The organism is Nocardia sp. NPDC046473, from assembly GCF_040645995.1.
In the GTDB taxonomy this organism is placed as follows: Bacteria; Actinomycetota; Actinomycetes; order Mycobacteriales; family Mycobacteriaceae; genus Nocardia.
In genome coordinates, this window is sequence record NZ_JBEYZJ010000003.1 from 128,018 (window position 1) to 149,909 (window position 21,892).

At 66.8% G+C, this 21,892-nt stretch carries 20 protein-coding genes; 11 read left to right on the plus strand and 9 right to left on the minus strand.

Features of this window, described 5'->3' with window-relative positions:
• The first annotated feature begins 136 nt into the window (after positions 1 to 136).
• On the plus strand, positions 137 to 1,627 hold the full coding sequence (locus tag ABZ942_RS10660) for a PepSY-associated TM helix domain-containing protein (protein WP_357380523.1): 1,491 nt from the start codon (positions 137 to 139) through the stop codon (positions 1,625 to 1,627).
• A gap of 214 nt (positions 1,628 to 1,841) precedes the next feature.
• Here the strand turns inward: ABZ942_RS10660 and ABZ942_RS10665 are convergent, their stop codons facing one another.
• From ABZ942_RS10665 to galK, 4 genes are all read right to left on the minus strand, one after another.
• The gene (locus ABZ942_RS10665; protein WP_357380525.1) at positions 1,842 to 2,333 is read right to left on the minus strand and encodes an FBP domain-containing protein; all 492 of its coding nucleotides are present in this window, start codon (positions 2,331 to 2,333) and stop codon (positions 1,842 to 1,844) included.
• A gap of 214 nt (positions 2,334 to 2,547) precedes the next feature.
• Positions 2,548 to 2,802, minus strand: a complete 255-nt coding sequence (locus tag ABZ942_RS10670; protein ID WP_357380527.1) for a hypothetical protein — start codon at positions 2,800 to 2,802, stop codon at positions 2,548 to 2,550.
• A 9-nt stretch (positions 2,803 to 2,811) separates the two neighbouring features.
• Complete coding sequence (locus ABZ942_RS10675; RefSeq protein WP_357380529.1) at positions 2,812 to 4,551, minus strand: sodium:solute symporter family protein; 1,740 nt, start codon at positions 4,549 to 4,551, stop codon at positions 2,812 to 2,814.
• Positions 4,552 to 4,767: 216 nt separating this feature from the next.
• Positions 4,768 to 5,901, minus strand: coding sequence for a galactokinase (gene galK, locus ABZ942_RS10680; RefSeq protein ID WP_357380531.1), 1,134 nt, complete (start codon positions 5,899 to 5,901; stop codon positions 4,768 to 4,770).
• A 483-nt stretch (positions 5,902 to 6,384) separates the two neighbouring features.
• Between galK and ABZ942_RS10685 the strand changes: the two genes are divergently transcribed.
• On the plus strand, positions 6,385 to 7,875 hold the full coding sequence (locus ABZ942_RS10685) for a GGDEF domain-containing protein (protein ID WP_357380533.1): 1,491 nt from the start codon (positions 6,385 to 6,387) through the stop codon (positions 7,873 to 7,875).
• 4 nt (positions 7,876 to 7,879) lie between these two features.
• On the opposite strand, the gene ABZ942_RS10690 is transcribed toward ABZ942_RS10685, so the two are convergent.
• Together ABZ942_RS10690 and ABZ942_RS10695 are read right to left on the minus strand one after the other, a co-directional pair.
• On the minus strand, positions 7,880 to 8,659 hold the full coding sequence (locus ABZ942_RS10690) for a DUF6319 family protein (protein ID WP_357380535.1): 780 nt from the start codon (positions 8,657 to 8,659) through the stop codon (positions 7,880 to 7,882).
• A 149-nt stretch (positions 8,660 to 8,808) separates the two neighbouring features.
• Entirely contained in the window at positions 8,809 to 9,438 is a 630-nt protein-coding gene (locus ABZ942_RS10695; protein WP_357380537.1) for a TetR/AcrR family transcriptional regulator, read from the minus strand.
• Positions 9,439 to 9,677: 239 nt separating this feature from the next.
• Between ABZ942_RS10695 and ABZ942_RS10700 the strand changes: the two genes are divergently transcribed.
• The 5 genes from ABZ942_RS10700 (at position 9,678) to ABZ942_RS10720 (ending at position 15,948) form a co-directional block, all read left to right on the plus strand.
• Positions 9,678 to 11,045: an NAD(P)-binding domain-containing protein gene (locus ABZ942_RS10700; protein WP_357380539.1), complete on the plus strand. Its 1,368-nt coding sequence runs from the start codon at positions 9,678 to 9,680 to the stop codon at positions 11,043 to 11,045.
• A 4-nt stretch (positions 11,046 to 11,049) separates the two neighbouring features.
• Positions 11,050 to 12,195 carry a serine hydrolase domain-containing protein gene (locus ABZ942_RS10705; protein WP_357380541.1) on the plus strand — a complete coding sequence of 382 codons (1,146 nt, stop codon included), beginning with the start codon at positions 11,050 to 11,052 and terminating at the stop codon, positions 12,193 to 12,195.
• On the plus strand, positions 12,195 to 13,235 hold the full coding sequence (locus tag ABZ942_RS10710; RefSeq protein WP_357381837.1) for an NAD(P)-dependent alcohol dehydrogenase: 1,041 nt from the start codon (positions 12,195 to 12,197) through the stop codon (positions 13,233 to 13,235). Before ABZ942_RS10705 ends, ABZ942_RS10710 begins: the two co-directional genes overlap by 1 nt.
• A 16-nt stretch (positions 13,236 to 13,251) precedes the next feature.
• The gene (locus ABZ942_RS10715; RefSeq protein ID WP_357380542.1) at positions 13,252 to 14,910 is read left to right on the plus strand and encodes a class I adenylate-forming enzyme family protein; all 1,659 of its coding nucleotides are present in this window, start codon (positions 13,252 to 13,254) and stop codon (positions 14,908 to 14,910) included.
• Between the two features lie 180 nt (positions 14,911 to 15,090).
• On the plus strand, positions 15,091 to 15,948 hold the full coding sequence (locus ABZ942_RS10720; protein ID WP_357380544.1) for an alpha/beta fold hydrolase: 858 nt from the start codon (positions 15,091 to 15,093) through the stop codon (positions 15,946 to 15,948).
• A gap of 9 nt (positions 15,949 to 15,957) precedes the next feature.
• Here ABZ942_RS10720 and ABZ942_RS10725 read toward each other — a convergent pair whose 3' ends face one another.
• Positions 15,958 to 16,242 carry a hypothetical protein gene (locus ABZ942_RS10725; protein ID WP_357380546.1) on the minus strand — a complete coding sequence of 95 codons (285 nt, stop codon included), beginning with the start codon at positions 16,240 to 16,242 and terminating at the stop codon, positions 15,958 to 15,960.
• Between the two features lie 203 nt (positions 16,243 to 16,445).
• Here ABZ942_RS10725 and ABZ942_RS10730 point away from each other — a divergent pair, with 203 nt between their 5' ends.
• Positions 16,446 to 17,447: a DoxX family protein gene (locus tag ABZ942_RS10730; RefSeq protein WP_357380548.1), complete on the plus strand. Its 1,002-nt coding sequence runs from the start codon at positions 16,446 to 16,448 to the stop codon at positions 17,445 to 17,447.
• Here ABZ942_RS10730 and ABZ942_RS10735 read toward each other — a convergent pair.
• Positions 17,444 to 17,875, minus strand: coding sequence for an STAS domain-containing protein (locus ABZ942_RS10735; protein WP_357380550.1), 432 nt, complete (start codon positions 17,873 to 17,875; stop codon positions 17,444 to 17,446). The two genes, ABZ942_RS10730 and ABZ942_RS10735, sit on opposite strands and share 4 nt — an antisense overlap.
• Positions 17,876 to 17,965: 90 nt before the next feature.
• A complete protein-coding gene (locus tag ABZ942_RS10740) occupies positions 17,966 to 18,643 on the minus strand; it encodes a hypothetical protein (protein ID WP_357380552.1) in 678 nt (225 codons plus the stop codon).
• Between the two features lie 298 nt (positions 18,644 to 18,941).
• Between ABZ942_RS10740 and ABZ942_RS10745 the strand changes: the two genes are divergently transcribed.
• Genes ABZ942_RS10745 through ABZ942_RS10755 form a run of 3 tightly spaced genes read left to right on the plus strand, consistent with a single transcriptional unit; the run spans position 18,942 to position 21,888 of the window.
• On the plus strand, positions 18,942 to 19,817 hold the full coding sequence (locus tag ABZ942_RS10745) for a TauD/TfdA family dioxygenase (protein ID WP_357380554.1): 876 nt from the start codon (positions 18,942 to 18,944) through the stop codon (positions 19,815 to 19,817).
• The gene (locus tag ABZ942_RS10750; RefSeq protein WP_357380556.1) at positions 19,814 to 20,353 is read left to right on the plus strand and encodes an FcoT family thioesterase; all 540 of its coding nucleotides are present in this window, start codon (positions 19,814 to 19,816) and stop codon (positions 20,351 to 20,353) included. Before ABZ942_RS10745 ends, ABZ942_RS10750 begins: the two co-directional genes overlap by 4 nt.
• Positions 20,350 to 21,888, plus strand: coding sequence for a long-chain-fatty-acid--CoA ligase (locus tag ABZ942_RS10755; RefSeq protein ID WP_357380558.1), 1,539 nt, complete (start codon positions 20,350 to 20,352; stop codon positions 21,886 to 21,888). Before ABZ942_RS10750 ends, ABZ942_RS10755 begins: the two co-directional genes overlap by 4 nt.
• The last annotated feature ends 4 nt before the right edge of the window (positions 21,889 to 21,892 follow it).

Genomic DNA, 21,892 nt, shown 5'->3' on the forward strand with positions numbered 1-21,892 from the left:
ACCCCAATTCCCTCGACATGCGTTGTCGCCCAACCGATGCCGCCGGCCATGCCGCACCTGAAGCACCGATCCCGACCGCACCTCGGGAACAACGCCCGCCCCCACCGGGTTCCCGAACCGCAGAAACGAAATGACCGTGAGCACAACAGAAACCATCACCGCTGAAGCCGAACTACCACCGCCCACCCCCGAGCCGACACCGCGGCCGACCCCCGCACGCAACAAACCGACGGCCCGAAATGGGTTGTACGCGTTGGCCATGCGCCTGCATTTCTACGCGGGCATCTTCGTCGCCCCGTTCATTCTCGTCGCCGCCGTCACCGGCGCCCTCTACGCCATCTCACCTACCCTCGAGTCGATCGTCTCGCGTGACCTGCTGACGGTCGAGGCGGGCGGCGCGCCGAAGCCGCTGGCCGAGCAGATCAACGCCGCCGTCGCGACCCAACCGAACCTCACACTGGCCGCGGTCGCGCCCGCAGCCGGCGCCGAGGACACCACCCGCGTGCTGTTCAACGACCCGTCACTCGGCGAATCCGAACGCCGCGCCGTCTTCGTCAACCCGTACACGGCCCAGCCGGTCGGCGACTCCGTCGTCTACGGCAGTTCCGGCGCACTCCCCCTGCGCACCTGGATCGACCGCCTCCATCGCGACCTGCACCTGGGCGAGCCCGGCCGCCTCTACAGCGAGCTGGCCGCGTCCTGGCTGTGGGTCATCGCGCTGGCCGGTCTGCTCGTATGGGTGCGCCGCGTGCGCACCAGGCGGAACCGGAACTCGGCGGCCTGGCTCTTCGCACCGGACCGCGCGCAGAACGGCCGCGGCCGCACGGTGAACTGGCACGGCTCCGTCGGCATGTGGGTGCTGCCGATCATCCTGCTGTTGTCCGCGACCGGCATGACCTGGTCGATCTACGCGGGCGAGAACATCACCGAACTGCGTCAGCAGCTGAGTTGGACCACGCCGACCGTCGCCACGGCACTACCGGGATCCGCCGCACCCGAACACCATTCGGGCGGCGAGCACCACGAGGGCCACGTGATGACACCCGCCACGGTCGACCCGATCTTCCGAATCGCCCAGGTAGACCGCGTCTACGAGACGGCCCGCGCCAACGACGTGACGCAGGCCGCGGAGATCACCTTCCCGGCCAAGTCGGATCAGGCCTTCACCGTGAAGGAACGCCGGATGCCGGGCACCTACACGGTCGACGCGGTCGCGATCGACGGCGCCACCGGCGCGGTCACCGACCGGCTCGCCTACGCCGACTGGCCGTTGATGGCCAAGCTCACCAACTGGGGAATCCAATTCCACATGGGCTTGCTGTTCGGTCTGCTCAACCAGTTGCTGCTGCTCGTCGTCATGATCGGACTTATCACCGTGCTGGTGCGCGGCTACCTGATGTGGTGGCGCAGGCGGCCGACCCGCCGGACGGGACGGCCCGCGCTGGGCCGGGCGCCGAAACGGGGAGCGTTGCGCCGGACCTCGCCGTGGTTGGCGGTGCCGGTGCTGGCCGCGGCTTTGCTGGTCGGCTGGTTCGTCCCGCTGGTCGGGCTGAGCCTGCTCGCCTTCCTCGCCATCGACGTGCTGATCGGCCTCACGGCACGGACGCGTACCGCGAAAGCCGGGTAATAGATGGTTCCTCTCCGGATGAGGCGGTCTGGCTGCGGCCAGGCCGTCTCGACCGGAGAGGAACCTCGCGCACCCCGAGTGTGCTTGCCCTGTCGCGGAACTCGGGGTGCGGGTTCGACGAGCCGAGTGTCAAGTGTCGGCGCATGGCATCTACCTCCATTTCGAATAGTGCGGACTGCTTCAGCTAGCGATGTGCATCAGCTAGCGGCTGGATCTAGGTGTACAGCCTGGCGACGAACGCCTGCATATTGGCGAGCATCCGCTCGACCTTCTGCTCGGGATTCAAATTCTCCCGGTACCGATTGCCCAGTGCCGGAGTCTTTTTGCCCCGCGCGTACAGCGAGCAGGCCAGGTCGGTGCACATGTAAGTGCCGACCGTGTTGCCCTTGCGTCCGGACGGACCCGCCTTGGCCGCCGTCAGCAGGGACACGCCGGTGCCGGTGTGCGTGGTCAGGCAGATCGAGCACATCTGGGCCCGACCCGACCCACCGGTTTCGTAGCGCAGCGCGACCCCGATCAGCTCGTCGTCGTCCTTCGGGATGACCAGATAGCACCGGCCGGGCAGCGACGGGTCGCTCCAGCCGAGAAAGTCGAGATCGTCCCAGGGGCGATCGTCGAGATCTTTTGGCACCGGCAGCTTTTTGGCCTCGGTCTTGGAACAGTTGATGAACGACGACCTGATGTCGCGCTCAGTCACTGGTTTCATGGCGGTTCACTCCATTCCTGATTCATTAGCCGAACAAACCGAACTGACGTTACGGGGCGGGGCGGCCATCGAACAAACGCATTTCGCTCAGGAATACCAGCTGTTCAGCTACTTGTGAACAGAATCACCGACCGATCGGTCTGCACTGCGTATTGTGCAACGCACAACGAAAAGCCCCGCCCGGTAGACCAGGCGGGGCCTTTACGCACGCTCGCTACGGGGTGGCCGACGGCTTGTCGTCGATCTCCGCGGCGGGCGATTTCTCCGGCACGGCGATCGGACGCAGCAGCACCCAGGCGATGAAGAGCAGGCCGACCACGCCCATCCCGATCCCCGCCCAGAGGTTGACGTTGATATTGCCGGTCTTGGCCTGGTCGGCAGCGGTATTGCTGACCAGGCCGGTGATGATCAGGACGACGCCATAGCTGCCGAGCAGGGTGCCGACGATGGTGCGGATGTCGAAAAGCATTGCGGCTCCTTATCCGACGATGATGTTGAGGGCGATGACGAGGACCAGGGCGATGCCCGCGAGCAGCACCGGGCGCTGATACCAGGGCAGCGAGTCCTGGTCCGGATCGGTGCGAGCTTCCTTCGGGGTTTCCGAATAGACCAGGCCGACGAGTTCGGCCACCGGCTTCGGCTTGGTCACCTGGGTGACCAGCACGCTCACCACGATGTCCACCACGAACGCGACGCCGGCGGCCAAGAAACTCGAACCCTGACCGGACAGGTGGAACACCTTGGTCTGGTGCAGGATGAAAACCACCACGGCGGAACCGGTTCCGAACACCAGACCCATCCAGCCCGCGGTCGGCGTCATCCGTTTCCAGAACATGCCGAGGATGAACGTCGCGAACAGCGGTGCGTTGAAGAAGCTGAACAGGGTCTGCAGATAGTCCATCATGTTGCTGAAGCTCGACGCGATGAACGCGGTGAAGATCGCCACCACGGTCGCGCCGACAGTGGCCAGCCTGCCGATGGTCAGGTAGTACCCATCCGGGCGGTCCTTGCGCACGTACTGCTGCCACAGGTCGTAGCTGAAGACCGTGTTGAACGCCGAGATGTTGGCCGCCATGCCCGCCATGAATGCCGCGAGCAGACCGGCGATGCCGACGCCGAGCAGGCCATTCGGCAGCACCTCCTTCATCAGATACAGCAACGCCTGGTTGTAGGTGGTGTCGCTGGTGAAGTCCGGATTCGCGACCTTGGCCGCCTTGTACTCGCTCATCTGCGGCACCAGCACCGCGCTGATCATGCCGGGGATCACCACGATCAGCGGGATGAACATCTTCGGGTAGGCGCCGAGGATCGGGGTGCGCCGGGCCGCCGAGATGGAGTGCGTGGCCAGCGCGCGCTGCACCTCGACGAAGTTGGTGGTCCAGTAGCCGAACGAGAGCACGAAGCCGAGCCCGAACACGATGCCGATCACCGAGAGGATGTTGTTGCTGAATCCGCTCAGTTCGTTACCCGGCCAGGATTCCAGTTGCGTCCCGCCGCCGGGCGACGCGGTCACCTTGTCCCGCAACCCGTCCCAGCCGCCGACCTTGTGCAGGCCGACCAGCGTGAGCGGCAGCAGCGCGGCCACGATGACGAAGAACTGCAGCACCTCGTTGTAGATCGCGGCCGACAGCCCGCCGAGGGTGATGTAGGAGAGCACGATCACCGCCGCGATGACCACCGACAACCACAGCGGCCAGCCGAGCAGCACGTTCAGGATGCTGCCGAGTAGATACAGGTTGACGCCCGCGATCAGCACCTGGGCGATCGCGAAGCTGAGCGCGTTCACCAGGTGCGCGCCGGTGCCGAAGCGCCTGCGCATGAACTCGGGTACCGAGCGCACCTTCGAGCCGTAGTAGAACGGCATCATCACCACGCCGAGGAACAGCATGGCCGGGATGGCGCCGATCCAGAAGTAGTGAAAGGTCGGGAAGCCGTACTGGGCGCCGTTTGCCGACATGCCCATGATCTCGACGGCGCCGAGGTTCGCGGAGATGAACGCGAGACCGGTAACCCAAGCGGGCAGCGAGCGCCCGGACAGGAAGAAGTCGATGCTGGACGAGACGCGCTGTCTGGCGAGCAGGCCGATGCCGAGCACGAACACGAAATACAGGGCGACCAGGACGAAGTCGACGGGAGCCGCGTCCAGCCGCAGGGTCGATGAAGCGTCTAACAGGGTCGATGCCGTCGGCCGCGGTTCGGCGGCGAGCAGCGCGGACATCAGAACAGAATCGGCAAGCGGCACAGCGTCCCTCCTGGCGGTGAAACCGGGCGTCGAGCGAGCTCTTTCGTGGTGCGAGATCGTGCGTCTACGGGTGGTACTGCATGGCGCGCGACTCACTCGTCGCCGACCGAATGGTGTCTCGGCCGACACCTACTCTGCGTGATTGTGCCTGACTCGCGGGCCACAATCGTGCACAAAAACCTGGGCGGTCGCTCAATCCGCGCGGTGCGCGCCGGCCGCAGGGCCGACGACGAACGTACGCGGTTCGGCAAAGCCCGCGTCGGCGAACCGATTCCGCACCGCGGCCACCACGGTGTCGGTGCTGTCCCGATCGACGAGCGCGATCACACTACCGCCGAATCCGCCGCCGACCATCCGCGCGCCGTGCGCCCCGGCCGCGAGCGCCGCGGCGACGGCGGCGTCCAGCGCGGGCGTGGACACCTCGAAATCGTCACGCAGCGAGGCGTGTCCTTCGGTGAGGACCGGCCCGATCGTGCGTGGATCGGCGCCACTGCGCAATTTTTTGGCAACTGTCAGCACTCTGGCGTTCTCGGTGACCACGTGTCGCGCTCGACGACGCAACACTTCGTCGGTGATGCGGTCGAGCGCGGCCACCGCATCGATGTCGCGCAGCGCGGGCACGCCGAGTTCTGCGGCGGCAGCCTCACATTGGGCGCGGCGCTCGGCGTAACCGCCGTCGACGTGCTCGTGCGGCTGGCCGGTGTCGATCACCAACAGCTCCAGCCCGAATCGCGCGAGATCGAACGGAATCTGTTCGTGCGCAACAGTATTCGTCGCATCGGCGCTGCCGTTTTCGACGAAGCGCCGGATGTCGAGGAACAGCGCGTGCCCCGCCGTGCACAGGATCGCGGCGGACTGATCCAGCAAACCGGTCGGCGCGCCGACATAGTCGTTCTCCGCGGCGCGGGCGAGCTCGATCAGTTCTCGCTCGGTGACGGTGGGCGCGAACAGATCTCGCAGTGCGATGGCCACCGCGCAGGACAACGCCGCCGAGGACGACAACCCGGCGCCGATCGGCACCGCGCCGTCCAATTCGAGGTCGACCCCGTCGATCGGGTGGCCGCGCCGCACGAACTCGGCGACCACACCGAGCGGGTACCGGGACCACCCCGGCACTCGCGCACGCTCGGCCGCGAGCTCGGCCACCGCGACGAGAACCGTCTCGTCCGGCCGCTGCCGCGAGACCACCCGCACCATCGCGTCCGTGCGCACCCGCGCCGCGCACTCGACCACCAGCGGCAGCGCGATGGGCAATACGAAGCCGTCGTTGTAGTCGGTGTGCTCACCGATGATGTTGACCCGCCCCGGCGCTACCCACGTCCGCACGTACCCTCCACGTCTGTCATGTCCACTTGCCTTGCCACACGTTACGAGACACCCCGCCAGAACAACGCTTTCCGCTGCCGAAGCTGCGCGATTCACCACCGATTTCAAGATCACCCGACACAGCACCCGCGCTATTGCGTCGGTTTCACCCTTTGTTGTGCCAAGTGCACGACATCGGCCCGCATTTCATGCCATGATCGAATCAGTTGTCCAGGTTCTGGTCGCCGATCGCGCTGCGCTCGGTGGGACATTTGCTAGGACCACAACACTCGGTAATCGTTCGCCGAGAGCATGCGCGCGGTGCCCGGGAGCAAGCGAACGTCGAGGTCGTAGTGGAGGATTCACCCGTCTGCTACGCGGCTTGGTTCACAGGGATGGAGCGACCAAGGGGGGCTGATGACAGTCAGCGAAGGCCAGCCGAAAAACCAGCGATATCGATTCCGAACATGGTGGTACGCACTGCTTCCGGGGGGAAGCGCGGCCGTGATCGCAATACATGTGACGGCCAATTCCCAACTGTTGTCGCTGTTCACGATGTCGGCCGTGCTCGCGGGCACGCTTGCCATGATCGGCGTCGGGCTGTGGGCGTATCGCCCGACGCGCCCGCTGCCCTGGTATCTGCTGTCCGCCTCGGCCGTGCTGTCGGCCGCAGGCGCGGCGCTGCGCAATACGTCCGACGACGGGCTGCATCCGGTCGATGACATCTGCACGCTGCTCGCCTACGCGGCAGTCGGCCTCGCCGCACTGATCTGGTTGCGGCCACGTCAGGTCCGCTCGAACTACGACCTGCTGCTCGACTCCGGATTGATCGGGCTCGGCGCGCTGCTCGCCTCGTGGACGTTCCTGATCTCACCGATCCTGCGTGCCGACGGCACCACCATGAACACCGTGGTGGCAGCCAGCTACCCGGTCCTGGACGCATTGCTGTTGACGCTGGTCGCGCATTCGATGGCCACCTCGACCCGCTCGGAATCCTCGCTGCGGCTGCTGCACGTCGGGTTGATCATCGTGTTGATCGGCGATCTCGGCCACAGCCTGCAAAAGGCGGGCGCGGTGTCGATCGGCCGTCCGATGCTGATGGCGCCGTTGCTCGCGACCTACACGATCGTCGGTGTCGCGGCACTGCACCCGACCATGACCGGACTCGGTACGCCGCGGCGGATCCATCCGCACCACTCGCGCCAGCGCGCCAGCTTCATCGCGGTCGTGCTGATCGTCGCGTCGCTGGTGCCGGTGGTCGGCTCGTCGCTCGGCACGCTCGATCGAGTGGTGGTCTCGTCGTTGTTCGCGCTGCTGCTCATCGGGGTGCTGGTGCGCAGCGAGCGCGCCATCGTGCGCAGTTCGCGCAGCGAGCGGCGGGCGCAGTATCAGGCCGACCACGACATGCTCAGCGGACTGTTGAACCGATCGGCCCTGCTCCGCACGCTGAACCTCAACAACGAGCGCTGGGCCGAGCGGCCGGTATGCCTGCTGTTCATCGACCTGGACGGCTTCAAGATGGTCAACGACAGCTACGGGCACGCCGTCGGCGATGAGCTGATCGCGAACGCCGCCTCCCGAATTCGGCGGGTGGTGCTGCGTGATGACGTGGTCGCGCGGTACGGCGGCGACGAATTCGTGGTGCTGTCGCCGCTGGACCGGCAGGAGGCCGCGACGCTGGCCGAACGGCTGCTCGGCGCGTTCGTCCGGCCGTTCGAGCTGAGCGCGGGCGAGATCCCGATCACCGCGAGCATCGGGATCGCCTGCGGTGGCCCGCGCAGCACCGAATCCACCGTCTACGACCTGATCCGGGACGCCGATTCGGCCATGTATCACGCGAAGGAATACTCGCTCGGCTACGCGTTCCACGACGACGCGCGGCACGCGCCCGACTCCGTGCGGCACATGGCCAACGACCCGGCGCGGCACACCGCGAACGAGTCCGGGCGGCGGATCTGGCGCGCGGGCACCAGATCCACCAGCACCGCGGTCTGAACTACTAGTCGACCAGCTCGTCGAGCAGCCTGCGGGCCGCCTCCAGCTCGGCCTGCAGCTGCTGCACCTTGGCCTCCTGGGCTTCCCTGGCCGCGTCGAGAATGCCCGCCACCACTTCGGCCACCTCGGGGTGCAGAATCTTGGCGGCCTGCGCCACGGCGGAGCTCGGCACCGCCAGACCACGCACGGCACGCTTCTTGCCACTGACCACGTCGACGGACCATTCGCCGTCGGCGGTGCCGGTGAGTGTGACGGTGACCTCGGGCGTCTTCGCCTTCGGTCGCGCGGGGGCCTTGGCCGCCTTGGCCGCGGTACCCGCGGGGCTCGGCTTGGCCGCGGGCTTGCTCGCGCCGCTGTCTTGTTCGTCCGATTCCGGGGTGCTCGCAACGGGTTTCGGGACGACCGGTGGCGGCGTGACAGAACTGGGTGTGGTTGGTGTCGCAGTGCTCGTCAAGGTCGACGGCTGGGTCACGGGTGATTCCTTCCTGGTTGTCGACTTCGGCTGGGCAGTGGAAACGGTTGCCGCCCCTCGTGGCGGCTTGGTCAACGTCACTTCTGTCGGAGAAAAGGACAGTACATCCTTCGATCCGGTGGGCCGGACCTGCAGGAAGTCTCCATCGGCCGGATCGCCGAGGGAGATCACCTTTCCCGACCGACCTTCCGGCACGCCCACCGCGGCAGCGGTGAACCACACCATGGGCGGGCGGCCGCCGGCGATATCCGTGGCGATCCGCTGAATCTCGCTGTCCGACAATGGCTTGGGCTTGGTTTTAGGCGACGGCATGGTGACTCCGAGCAATATTCGTGGATGGCTGCGTGCACAGATGATGCCGCACCACACCGACAGATTTACACTCCGCTTCGAAATCGAGTCCCAGAACACGATTCCCGCGCGGTCAGCGAATATCGAGCTACGCCCGGCGGAGCGTGCGATCAGCCTTGTTCGACCGGCGCCTGCAGCGCGGGGAACCAGATATCGGTGAGCACCTCTGCGGCGCGCTCGGCGGACACATTGATGGTGCCCTGCACCGCCCAGCGGGTGAAAAACCGCTCGAGTTGAGCGACAAGCAGTTCCACCCGCAGCCGCGCCTCGTCGGCGCGGTCGGCGGGCCACCGGGCGAGGTAGGAGGTCATCGCGTTGGGCAGCGCGATGATCCCGTTGCGGGCGATCTCGCGGAACTCCGGCTCCAGCGCGGTGGCCTCGTCCCAGGCGGGCAGCAGGTCGCGATATTCGTGGAACCACTCGATGGCTCGGGTCATCCAGGCGACGAACTCGGCCCGGGAGCCGGTGTCCAGCACTCGATCCAGGTCCTCGTAGAAGTGCAGCGCGCTGGGGGCGGTGCTCTGCTCGGCGATCGCGCGCAGCACCTCGAGCTTGCTGGTGAAGTGCAGATAGAAGGTGGCCCGACTGCAGCCGACGGCGGCGGCGATGTCGTCGACCCGCACCGCCGCGTAGCCGCGCGTGCTGAACAGCTCCTTGGCACCGGCCATCAGCCTGGTCCTGGTCTGCTGCTTCTGCTCGTCCCGCAGGCTGTTGCCCGCCGGATTCGGGTTGGTACGCAACGACTACCTCTTGTCGGTCGAAAGTTCTGCTGACGTGCGACTTTCGGTGAGCAAGTCTACTGGTGCCCGCACTGCGCACCGCCTCCACTAGACAATATGTCATTCACTAGACACGCTGTCTAGCGAGTGTTACGTTGTTGCCTACGTCACTCCGGAAGCCCAACGGCTACGGACGGTTTCGGCGCCGGGCGCGCCACCGCAGGCAGGTGACCGGCCCTCCCAGCACGAGGACAAGTGAATTGACTCAACCCACTCTGCCCAAGGTCTGCATCATCGGCGCAGGCCCCTCCGGGATCACCACCGCGAAACGGCTGCAGGACTTCGATATTCCGTTCGACCTGTTCGAAGCGTCCGACGAGGTCGGCGGCAACTGGTACTTCAAGAATCCCAACGGCATGTCGGCGTGCTACCAGTCGCTGCACATCGATACCAGCAAGTTCCGGCTGGCCTTCGAGGACTATCCGGCGCCCGAAGGTTGGCCGGATTTCCCGCACCATTCGCAGCTGTTCCAGTACTTCAAGGATTACGTCGACCATTTCGGCTTCCGGGACAAGATCCTGTTCAACACCAAAGTCACTGCGGCCGAACGGCAGGCGGACGGACGCTGGCTGATCACCGCCGGCGACGGTCGCACCCGCGACTACGACGTATTGATCGTCTGCAACGGTCACCACTGGGATCCGCGCACCCCCGACTATCCCGGCGAATTCGACGGCGTGCTGATCCACAGCCACGCCTACAACGACCCGTTCGACCCGGTCGATATGCGCGGCAAGAAGATCGTGGTGGTCGGCATGGGGAATTCCGGGCTGGACATCGCCTCGGAATTGTCCCAGCGGTTCGTCGCGGAAAAGCTCATCGTCTCCGCCCGGCGCGGTGTCTGGGTGTTGCCGAAATACGTGCACGGCACGGTCGGCGACAAACAGAGTGTGCCGGCCTGGATTCCGCGCAAGATCAGTATGAAACTCAAGCAGCGCTTCGTCCGCAAGTTCCGCGGCGACATGGAGTTCTACGGGCTGCCCAAGCCCGATCACCGGCCGTTCGAGGCGCATCCGTCGGCCAGCGAGGAGTTCCTGCACCGCGCGGGCTGCGGCGATATCGCGTTCAAGCCGGCCATCACGGCGTTGGAGGGCCCGCGAGTTCGTTTCGCCGACGACAGCACCGAAGAGGTGGATGTGATCGTCTGTGCCACCGGCTATCACATCAGCTTTCCGTTCTTCGCCGATCCGAACCTGGTGCCGGACGAGCAGAACCGCATCCCGCTGTTCAAGCAGATGATGAAGCCGGGCGTGGACAACCTGTTCTTCCTCGGCCTGGCGCAACCGCTGCCGACGCTGGTGAATTTCGCCGAGCAGCAGAGCAAGTTGGTCGCCGCCTACCTGACCGGCAAGTACCTGCCGCCGTCGGAGTCGGAGATGCACGAGGCGATCCGCGCGGCCGAGGAGCGCAGGAGCGGGCGCTACTACAACTCGCCGCGGCACACCATCCAGATCGAGTTCGAGCCGTATGTGCGCGATATGAACAAGGAAATGGCAAGGGGGGCGAAGCGGGCCACCGCGAACGGCCATGCGCTACCCGTGCCCGCCAGGGTGCTCGAGAACGCGTGAAACGATGACGACTTCCGGCTTCTGTACGGACCAATTCGCCGGTGTACGAGACGAATTGGCGAACCAGCTGGCCTCGGGCGAAGAACTCGGCGCGGCCATCTGCGTGACCGTCGACGGCGAACCCGTCGTCGACATCTGGGGTGGGTATCGCGATCTCGAGCGCACCGAGCCGTGGACCGAGGACACCCTGGTCAACGTCTTCTCGGTCAGCAAGACGATGACCGCGCTGTCCGCGCTACTGCTGGTCGATCGCGGCGAGCTGGACGTGCGGCAGCGGGTCGCCCACTACTGGCCGGAGTTCGCGGCGAACGGCAAGGGCGACATCGAGATTCGGCATCTGCTCGGCCATACGTCCGGCGTCTCCGGCTGGGAGCGACCGATCGAGCTGGCCGATATCTACGACACCGAGGCGGCCGGCGCCCGGCTCGCGACCCAGCCGCCATGGTGGGAGCCGGGCACCGCGTCGGGCTATCACGCGCTGAACTACGGGCATCTGGTCGGCGAAGTGATCCGCCGCATCACCGGCCGCGGCCTCGGGCAGTTCTTCGCCGAAGAGCTCGCCGGTCCGCTGGGCGCGGACTTCCATATCGGCACCGGCCCCGAACACCACCACCGGATCGCGCCGCTGGTGCCGCCGCCGATGCTGCAGTTCGACCTGGCCTCGCTCGATCAGACGAGCATTCTGGTCAAGACGCTCACCAGTCCACTGCTCGATCTGCAGGAGGCCAACAGCACCGCGTGGCGGCAGGCCGAGATCGGCGCGGTGAACGGCCACGGCAATGCCCGTTCGGTGGCCCGGATCCAGTCGCTGGTCTCCGGTGGCGGCGTGCTGGACGGCCGAAGGATGTTGTCGGAGCAGACGATCGACCTGATCTTCGAACAACAGTCGGACGGTACCGATTTGGCGCTGCTGGTGCCGCTGCGCTTCGGCATCGGGTACGGACTCCCCCAGCCACAGACCGCGCCACAGGTCCCCGACGGCCGGGTCTGCTGGTGGGCCGGGCTCGGCGGCGCCATCGTCGTCAACGACCTCGATCATCGAATCACCTTCGCGTACACCATGAACAAGATGGCGCCGGGACTGATCGGGTCCCCACGCGCCGACGCCTACCTGCGCTCGGTCTTCACCGCCGCCGGAGTCCGCGCATGATGCGGGCGCTGCAACTGACCGAGCCGGGCGTGCTGGAACTGCGCAAGGTGCCGATCCCCACGATCGGCCCTACCGATCTGCTGCTCCGGGTCGGTGCGGCCGGGATCTGTCATTCCGATCTGCATGTGCTGCACATTCCGTTCCGGATGCGCGAGGAGCCGCTGACCCTCGGACACGAGGTCGCGGGCACCATCGAGGCGGTCGGCGCCGAGGTCGACGGCCGCACCGCGGGCGAACGCGGCATCGTCTACCTGTGCTGGTCGTGCGGCGTGTGCCGGGAGTGCGTGCGCGGCAACGAGAATGTCTGCCTGGCGGCGGGCCGCACCGCGATGCCGCCGTGTCCTGGGCTCGGTCCGGACGGCGGCATGGCCGAGTACATCCGTATTCCGGCAAGCTCTTTCGTGCCGATCGGTGACCTCGACTTCGTGCAGGCGGCCCCGATCGCGGACGCAGCGTTGTCCAGCTATCACGCGATTCGTGGTGCCCGCGAACACCTTCGGCCCGGTTCGGTCGCGGTGGTGATCGGCATCGGCGGGCTCGGGCATGTCGCGGTGCAGATTCTCGCCGCGACCAGCGCGGCCCGGGTGATCGCCGTCGACGTCGGCGCGGACAAGCTCGACTTGGCTGCCCGCTGCGGCGCGGCCGAAGGTCTGCTCGCCGGTGCCGATACCGCGCGCGACATTCTCGACCGCACCGACGGTCGCGGGGCCGACGCGGTGTTCGACTTCGTCGGCGTCGACCAGACCGCAGCGCTCGCCGTGGCATCGGTGGCACCCAACGGCGCCTACCGGATGATCGGCCTCGGCGGCGGCACACCGGAGATCACGGCGGGCCCCGCGACCGGGCAGGGTTGGCCGTGGGGAGCCTCCATCCGAAAGTCGTACGGCGGCACCAAATCCGACTTGATCGAGTCCGTCGCCCTGGCCCATTCGGGCAAGCTCAGGGTCGAGGTCGAGCGCTACGACCTGGCCGCAGGTCGCGACGCGCTCGACCGACTGGAGCGCGGCCTGGTCACCGGCCGCGCGGTATTGGTTCCATAGACAGGAAGTGCGGTATATGACAAAGCCTTTCGATCCGCAGGCGTTCGCCGCCGCGGCGGTGGCCCGGCTGACCGGTCCCGGTGGGCGCTTCGAGATGGTGGTCGAGGATGTGCTCGGCGCGCCGGTGCCGGTAATGCGACATCGGGGGAGGTCGCTCGGGGACTTGCTGGCCGCGTCGGTCAGCTGGGGTGAGCGCGATTACCTCGTCACCGAGGAGCGCAGGCTGTCGTTCACCGAGCACGCGGCCGCGGTCGGTGCGCTGGCCAGGGCGCTGCGCGATCGATACGGCGTCGAAAAGGGCGATCGGATCGGCATTCTGGCCGCTAACACGGCGGAATGGGTGATGACGTTCTGGGCCGCGCAATGCCTCGGCGCGATCGCGGTGGGCTACAACGCGTGGTGGACGCCGCGCGAGATCGCCTACGGCGTCGAGCACACCAAGCCCGCCGTGCTGGTCGTCGACGCGAAACGCGCGGCGCTGGTGGCGGAGCTGGATATTCGCGTGCCCGTGCTCACCATGGAACATGATCTCCCCGCGCTGATCGACGAATTCGACAGCGGCACACTCCCATTGACGGAGGTGGAGGAGGACGACCCAGCGGTCGTCCTGTACACCAGCGGCACCAGCGGACGCCCCAAGGGCGCGGTGCATTCGCAGCGAAACGTGCTGGCGGTCATCGGCTATCACCAGTTCAACGACGCGTTGGGCGCCGAATTCGCCGGCGCCACCGAACCACCGAGCGGCCGCAGGTTTCTGCTCACCTCGCCGTTGTTCCATATCGCCAGCCTGCACAACCTGGTGGTGCCGCGGCTGGTGACCGGCGACACCGCGGTGATCTACCAGGGCTCTTATGACGCGGATCGGGTACTGCGATTGATCGAACGCGAACGCATCACCAACTGGGGCGCCATGCCGACCATGGCCACCCGGCTGCTGGAGCAGGATCTGTCCCGGTACGACCTGTCCTCGCTGGCCTCCTTCTCGCTGAACTCGGCGCCGTCCTCCGCCGCGCTGCAACATCAACTGCGCGAACAACTTCCGGTGGCCAAGACCGCCCTGGTGACCAGCTATGGGCTCACCGAATGCAGCACCGCGGCTACCCTGGCCAGTCCCGCCGAGCTGGCCGCGTTCCCGGATACGGTGGGCCGCCCCGTCATCGGGGCCGCCGTGCAGGTCCGCGACAACGCGGGCAACGCCGTGCCGGACGGCACCGAAGGCGAGATCTGCGTGCGCAGTGTGTACGTGATGCTCGGCTATTGGGATGACGCAGCGGCGACCGCGGCGGCGATCACCGAGGACCGCTGGCTGCGCACCGGCGATATCGGCGTGCTGACCGACGGCAGGCTCCGATTGTCCGGTCGGCGTTCGGATCTCATCCTGCGCGGCGGCGAGAACGTCTACCCCACCGAGATCGAACAGTGCCTGGAGGAGCATCCCGCGGTCCGCGAATGCGCGGTCATCGGCGTACCCCACCCAGATCTCGGCCAACAGGTCGCCGCCTTGGTTGTCGTCGAAAGCGCCTCGGCGACAACGGAAGAGGAGCTTCAAGCCTTCACCGCCGAGCGGATCGCCTACTACAAGGTGCCCGCCCGCTGGCGCCTCACCACCACAGCGCTGCCGCGCAATGCGACCGGCAAGGTCATGCGCACCAGCATCGCCCACGGATGGGACTGACACGATCTAGTAGACCGGTTCTATGCTCGTCACTTCCGTAGCTTTCGTTCTTCGTCCTCAGCATGAGCCGTCCCCGGCAGGGGCGGCCTGATCGTTGTCCACACCGCAATGCAAACAACGACGTAAAATTGGGACCGGATCGGGTGACGTTGCGCACCCGGCCGCTCGCAAGGAGTCAATGTGGACATTTTCGAGCATCAGGGCAGGGCTGTGGCCTTCGATCGCGCGGGTAGCGGCACGCCGGTGGTGTTCCTGCACAACGCGGGCACCCAACGCCACATCTGGGACGACCAGGTGGCGGCGCTGCAGCGCGACCACCAGGTATTCGCCCTCGACCTGCCCGGTTACGGTCAATCCGACCAGCCCGCGGATGGCTACCGCCTCGCCGACTACGTGCGCATGCTCGACGCCTTCCTCGACACCCACCGGCTCACCGACGTGGTGCTGGTCGGCAACTGCCTCGGCAGCGCCACCTCGCTGAGCTACACGATGGGGCATCCGGACCGGGTCCGGGCTCTGGTCCTGATCAACCCGCTGACCTGGGACACCGTCAGCTCCGGCCAGTCCGCGGCGATGGCCTGGGCGGACGCACGACTGCCACTGGGCCCGCTGGCCCGCAGGCTGGCGCTGCCCGGCCGCGTCATTTCCATGATCGTCGCCAACCAGCTCGGTGCCCGCGGCAAGCGCCAGCAGCTGCAGCACTCGCCCCGTCTGCGCGCGCATTGGTCCGATCGCGGCCGCCTGCACGCCCTGCACGAGCTCGTCCAGGACTTCCCCCGCTACGCCACCCTCGATCGGTTCGACCCGCCGCCGGATTTCCCGCCGATCTGCACGATCTGGGGCAAGCAGAACCGCATCCTCTCGGCCGAGGCCGGTGCCCGCCTCAATCGCGGACTGCACGTTCAGACGGCCGTCGAGCTGGCGGACTGCGGCCACCTGCCCATGGTGGAGGACCCGGACAGGGTCACCGCGATCATCTCCGATTTCCTGGCGACGACGAGCCGGGCCACAGTCCCGAAGGCCGTCGGCGGTCCCTGACCGCGCTCCTCAGAGCGGCGCTGCGGTCGGGTAGAGCGCGGTGAAACTGTCAGAACGCACACCGCAACCGGCGCACTCGAATTCGATGCCCATGGTGAGCAGCCAGTGGATACGGGTGTGACACGTGTCGCACATGAAGTCGACACCCTCGGCGTGGCAGCAGGGCCGCTTGCGGATGAACCATTCGGCTCGATGTCGGCACGGGACGGTATCGAAGCGGAAGGTGCAGCCGGGCGCGACGGGGAGCGGGGCGACGATTGCCTCGAAAGTCGTTGGGGCGGTGATGAAGTTCATCGGCGGTACCTTCCGGCGGGGCATGGCGGACCATGTCGGGCGGATCTCCTCGGATCCACACCATGCTGATCGTTCGCCAAATATTTGCCGTTACTCGGTGTAGATTCGACGTCCGATACGCCCGTTACTCCCCGTCCACCGGGTTTGATGCGAGACCTTCCGGGAACCCGGTCGAATAGAGCCGTCGAGGAAAGGGATCCGTCATGTTGTTACGCCGACTTGCCCGCCCGCTTTTGGCCACTGTCTTTGTCGTGGAGGGTGTCGATACGTTGCGGCACCCGGAAACACGCGTCAAGGCGGCGACCGAGCTGGTGCAGCGAGGCCAGCGTCAGCTGCCCGAGGAATACGCCGCGAAGTTGCCGAGCGATCCAGGGACTGTCGTACGGATCAATGCGGGCGCTCAGGTAGCTGGCGGTGTGCTGCTGGCCCTCGGCAAGGCGCCACGCCTGGCCGCGCTGGTCTTGGCCGCGACCGTCATCCCGGCCACGGTCACCGAGCAGGACTTCTGGAACGAACCGGACCCGGCGCAGAAGGCGAGTAAGCGGAATGCGTTCCTCAAGGATCTCGGGCTGCTCGGCGGGCTGATGATCGCCGCGGCCGATACCGAGGGCAAGCCGTCGCTGGGCTGGCGGGGCAAGCGGGCCGCCCGTGACGCCGCCGCGACGGTCACCGCAGCGCTGCCGTTCACCGGTTCTTCGGACAGCGCGACCGGCGAGCTGCTGAAGCGTCGCGCGCACGAAGTCGCCTCGGCGGCAGGCAGTTTCGGCAGCGCCGCAGCCGCCAAGGGTTCCGAGCTCGCCGAGACCGTGCAGCAGCACAGCCCCGAATGGGCCGCTGCCGCAAAAGAACACGCCGCCCCGCTGGCGGAGACGGCCAAGGAGCGCGGCGCGGAACTGGCCGATGTAGCCAAGCACCGCGGCGCCGAATGGGCCGAACTCGCGCGCGAACGCGGACCGAAGTGGGCGGAGCTCGCGCGCGAACGCGGCGCGGAACTGGCCGAACTGGCCAGGGAGCGCGGCGCGGAACTGGCCGATGTGGCCAAGCACCGTGGCGCCGAATGGGCCGAGCTCGCCAAGGAGCGCGGCGCGGAGTTCGCGGAGGTCGCCAAGGAACGCAGTGCCGAGTTGGCGGACGCCGCACGTGAGCGTGGCCCCGAACTCGCCGACACCGCTCGCAAGCGCGGCGGCCGGTTCGCCCGCCGCTAGGCCGTTTCTTCGTATCCGACAGCGGCGTCGGCCAGCGCGGCGTCCAGCGACCGTACCCGATGGAAGCTGGGCGCCAAGCCGGTCACCTCCAGCGCGCGATCGACACAGCGCGCCTCGGTGATCAAAACCATTCGCCGCCTGGTCTTTTCGGCCTGGGTCTTGGCGTCGACGAGGACCCGGAGCCCGGCGGCGGCCAGGAAGGTGACCGGCGACAGGTCGAGCACGATCATGTCCGGCCCTGCGCCGAACACCCGGCCGAGCTGATCACGAAAGCTCGGCGCGGTACGCAGATCGATATCGCCGTCCACGAGCATCACGGCGATATCGCGGCGCGGACAACACACCGAAAAACGAAGAATGTCAGTGACTTCCAGTGCCGACCGGTTCGGAGGTGGGGCAGCGAACCGCTCGTCGTCGTTGAGGGACATTTGCCGACTCCTCGGCCTGCCCCGCCCGGGACAGACCTGTCTACCAAGTGAAGCATGGCAGGTCAGGTCTGGACAACGACCGGATTTCGCTCAGCTCGTCGCCTGCTTGCCGAGCGCACCCGCGAACAGCAGGCCACCGATGACCGCGGCGGGGACGCCGAGGGCGATGGTGCCGATGATCGCGCCGATCGGGGCCGCGGCGGCACCCGTCACCAGGCAGCCGCCGAGGAAGCCGGGAACGGCGAGGACACCGATCGTCGGGACGGCCGCCGCCGCGCCGACCAGCGCGCCACCCGCGACACAGCCGATGCCCGCGCCGATCGCGGTGCCGATCAGGGTGCCGAGCGCGACGCCGAGGCCGGCGACCGTCGCGAAGTTCATCACGGCGGTGTTGAAGTCGGTGGATTGCGGGTCGATGGCGATGTCGCGCAGCTCGGCCGGGGCGGGGTGGGCGGCGGCCGGGTCGGTGCTCGGCGTCAGGGTGGCGGTGTTGCCGTCGATCGTCGCTGTGATCGGCCACACTTTGTTGTCACGCTGATAGCTGAGCGGCATCGAGACGAGCTCGTGGCCGGTGCGGTCGTTGATCAGGAACTGGCCGTCGCCGGTGGTCAGCTCGCCCGCGTCGACGGTCAGCACCACCGACTTGTCGACCATGCTTGCGGTGTAGTGCATTTCGGATGCCGCAGGGTCGGCATGTGAGGTGCCCGCCGAACCGACCAGTGCGGCAACCGTGCACGCGGCCACTGTCACGAATGTTGTTCTGCCCATGGGAATCCCTCATCTTCTCGCCTCGGCATGATCCGGGCGCGCGGTCTCAGGTGCGCTCACGGCGCCCTGCTGAGTACGAAAGTTGTTGCGGATAAGCAAGATTGGCGAGTCAGCCGAGACTGGTCGGGTCGCCGTGCGGAGCGGTACTCGGTACCGCGGAAGGACGCTAGCCCTACGTCGGCGTGCCGTGCAACCAGTGCTCGCCAAGTGTCGTCCAGCTCACAACGGCCACCGCGACACGGACAATTCGCCCGAAATTGCCGGGAACTACCGGGTGTAGTGGGCCGACTAACTGGTCATGCAGCGAACAGCCATGCGGATCAGCCCGCAGGGAGATTTCGGTGTGGTGGTCGAGGACTTCGACCCCACATCGCGCGATGACGTCCATGCGGTCAAGCGCGCCGTGTACCGCGAGCGGATCGCGGTGCTCAAGGGCATCGAGCTCGATCCGCACCAATTCGTGGAGCTGGCAAGCGGTTTCGGCGAACCGGTCCGGTACTACGAACCGATCTACCACCACCCGGACGTGCCCGAGGTGTTCGTGTCGTCCAATGTCGACACCGGCAAGCAACGGGTCGGCGTGCCCAAAACCGGGAAGTTCTGGCATTCGGACTACCAGTTCATGGCGCGCCCGTTCGACCTGACCTTCACCCACACCCAGGTGGTGCCGACGCACAGCCGTGGCACCTATTTCATCGACCTCGCCCGCGCCTACCAGCAGCTCAGCCCCGAACTGCGGCGATCCGTGGCCGATACGGTGGCGACACACAGCGTCCGCCGCTACTTCAAGATCCGGCCGAGCGATGTCTACCGGCCCATCTCGGAGGTGCTCGCCGAGATCGACCGCAAGACGCCGCCGGTGACGCTGCCGACTGTCCACCCGCACCCACACACCGGGGAGCCTGTCGTGTACGTCAGCGAGGGCCTCACCGAGTCCATCACCGCGGCCGACGGCACCGATCGACCCGATCTGCTGCACGAATTGCTTTCTGCCACAGGACAGCTCGATGACACCTTCGAGCATCCGGCGATCCGCCTGCAGACCTTCGAACGGGGCGATCTGCTCATCTGGGACAACCGCAGCCTGGTGCACCGGGCCCTGCACAATTCCACCTGTGAGCCCGCGGTGTCGCACCGGGTCACCGTGTACGACGACGAGGGCATCCCGGCGTGACCGGCGAGGTGTTCCCGAACGATCCGTGGCTGCTGTCGGAGGTGCTGCGCTGCTACCGGCCGCACTGTCGCTACCTGCGCGAGCTGACGGTCCAGGCGCAGGGCGAACAGGCCAGTGCCACTGGCATATTCGAGATTCCCGAGTCCTGCTACATCGACGCGACCGGTCACCTCAACTCGGTCGAGGTGAACATCTGCTACAACCAGATGCTGTACCAGACCATCGCGGTGCTGGTGCGGCATCGGGTCGGCCCGCTGTTCGGCGACTGGACCATGGACGACTACTGGCGGCGCCAGCTGCCCGACATCCTGATCACCCGGCTCGACAGCGAATTCCGGCGGCCGATCGACCCGCAGCGGTTCTACGGCGAGTTCGTCCTCGGCGGTAGTCAGCAGCGCACGAGCTCGATCGACGGCGCGCCGTTCACGTCGCTGGACACGTCGTTCCGCTGTTGGGACGACAACGGCGGGCTGTGCGCGGGCACCGTGCGCTTGGCCATCGTTTCCGCGGCACGTCCGCTGGGAGCGGTCCGATGAGTGGACCCACCATCACCTCGATGCTGGCCAAGCACGCGCGGAATCGACCGGACACCCTTGCCATCGCGTGCGCCGGCGTGGGTCTCGACTACGCGCGGTTGCGCGCCGACAGCATCCGGCTCGCCCGTGCGCTGCGGGCCGTCGGGATCGCCGAGGGCGGCCGGGTGGCCTACCTCGGCAAGGAATCCGTCTACTACTACGGCCTGTTCTTCGCCTGCGCGCGGCTCGGCGCGGTGCTGGTGCCCATCAATTTCCGGCTGACCGCGCCGGAGGTCGAGCACATCATTCGAGATTCCGGTAGCGCGCTCGTGCTGGTCGACGCCGATACCGCCGACGTCGCCAGGTCTGCCGCACCGGATGTGCGGTCGGTCCTGATGGATGGTGACGAGTTCGCCGGATGGCTGGCCGGTGTCGCCGACCCTGATCTCGACGAGCGACCGTCGGGTCGCGACGACGCGGTGATCCAGCTGTACACCAGCGGGACCACCGGATTACCCAAAGGTGTTGTGCTCGCACAGCGCAGCTTCTTCGCCATCGCGGACGCGCTCGGCGAGGCCGGGCTGGATTGGCTCGAGTTCCGCGACGGCGACCGCAATCTGATCGGCATTCCCGGCTTTCATGTCGGTGGAATCTGGTGGGCCATGCAGGGTTTCGCGGCCGGGATCACCAATGTGGCGATGCCGCAGTTCGACAGCAGCACCGCGGTGGCCATCATCGAGGAAGCCCGGATCACCACCATGTGTGTCGTCCCGTCGATGCTGCGGCTGATCCTCGGTGAGCCGCGGGTGACGCCGGAGGCGGTCGGCTCGGTGCGCAAGGTCGTCTATGGCGGATCGCCCATTTCGGAGACGCTGCTCCGCGAAGCCTTGGACCTCTTCGGTGCCGAGTTCGCACAGATCTACGGGCTGACCGAAACCGGGAACACCGCAATCTGCCTGCCGCCCAAGGAGCATGTACCGGGCAATCACCGGTTGGCCGCGGCGGGCCGCCCGTATCCCGGTGTGTCCGTGCGGATCATCGATGCGTCCGGCACGCCCCGGCAGCCCGGCGAAGTCGGTGAGATCTGCCTGCACTCGCCGGCCGCCATGCTCGGCTACTGGAATCTGCCGGAGGCGACGGCGGAAACCCTGATCGACGGCTGGATCCACACCGGAGACGCCGGATACGTCGATGCCGACGGATACCTCTACATCCGAGACCGGTTGAAGGACATGATCATTGTCGGCGGCGAGAACATCTATCCCGCCGAGATCGAGAACGCGCTCGCCCGCCATCCGGCCGTGGCGGATTCCGCGGTGATCGGCGTGCCGGACGACGCGCTCGGTGAATCGGTGCACGCGTTCGTCGCGTGCCGGCCCGGCGAGCAGGTGCGGGTGCGCGAGCTGATGACGTTCTGCCGGGAGCACCTGGCCTGGTTCAAGATTCCGGTGCGCTTCGAGTTCGTCGAACGTATTCCGCGCAATCCGAGCGGCAAGATCCTGCGCTGGCAGCTGCGCGACCGGTTCTGGGCCGACCGGGACAGACAGGTCAACTGAGCGC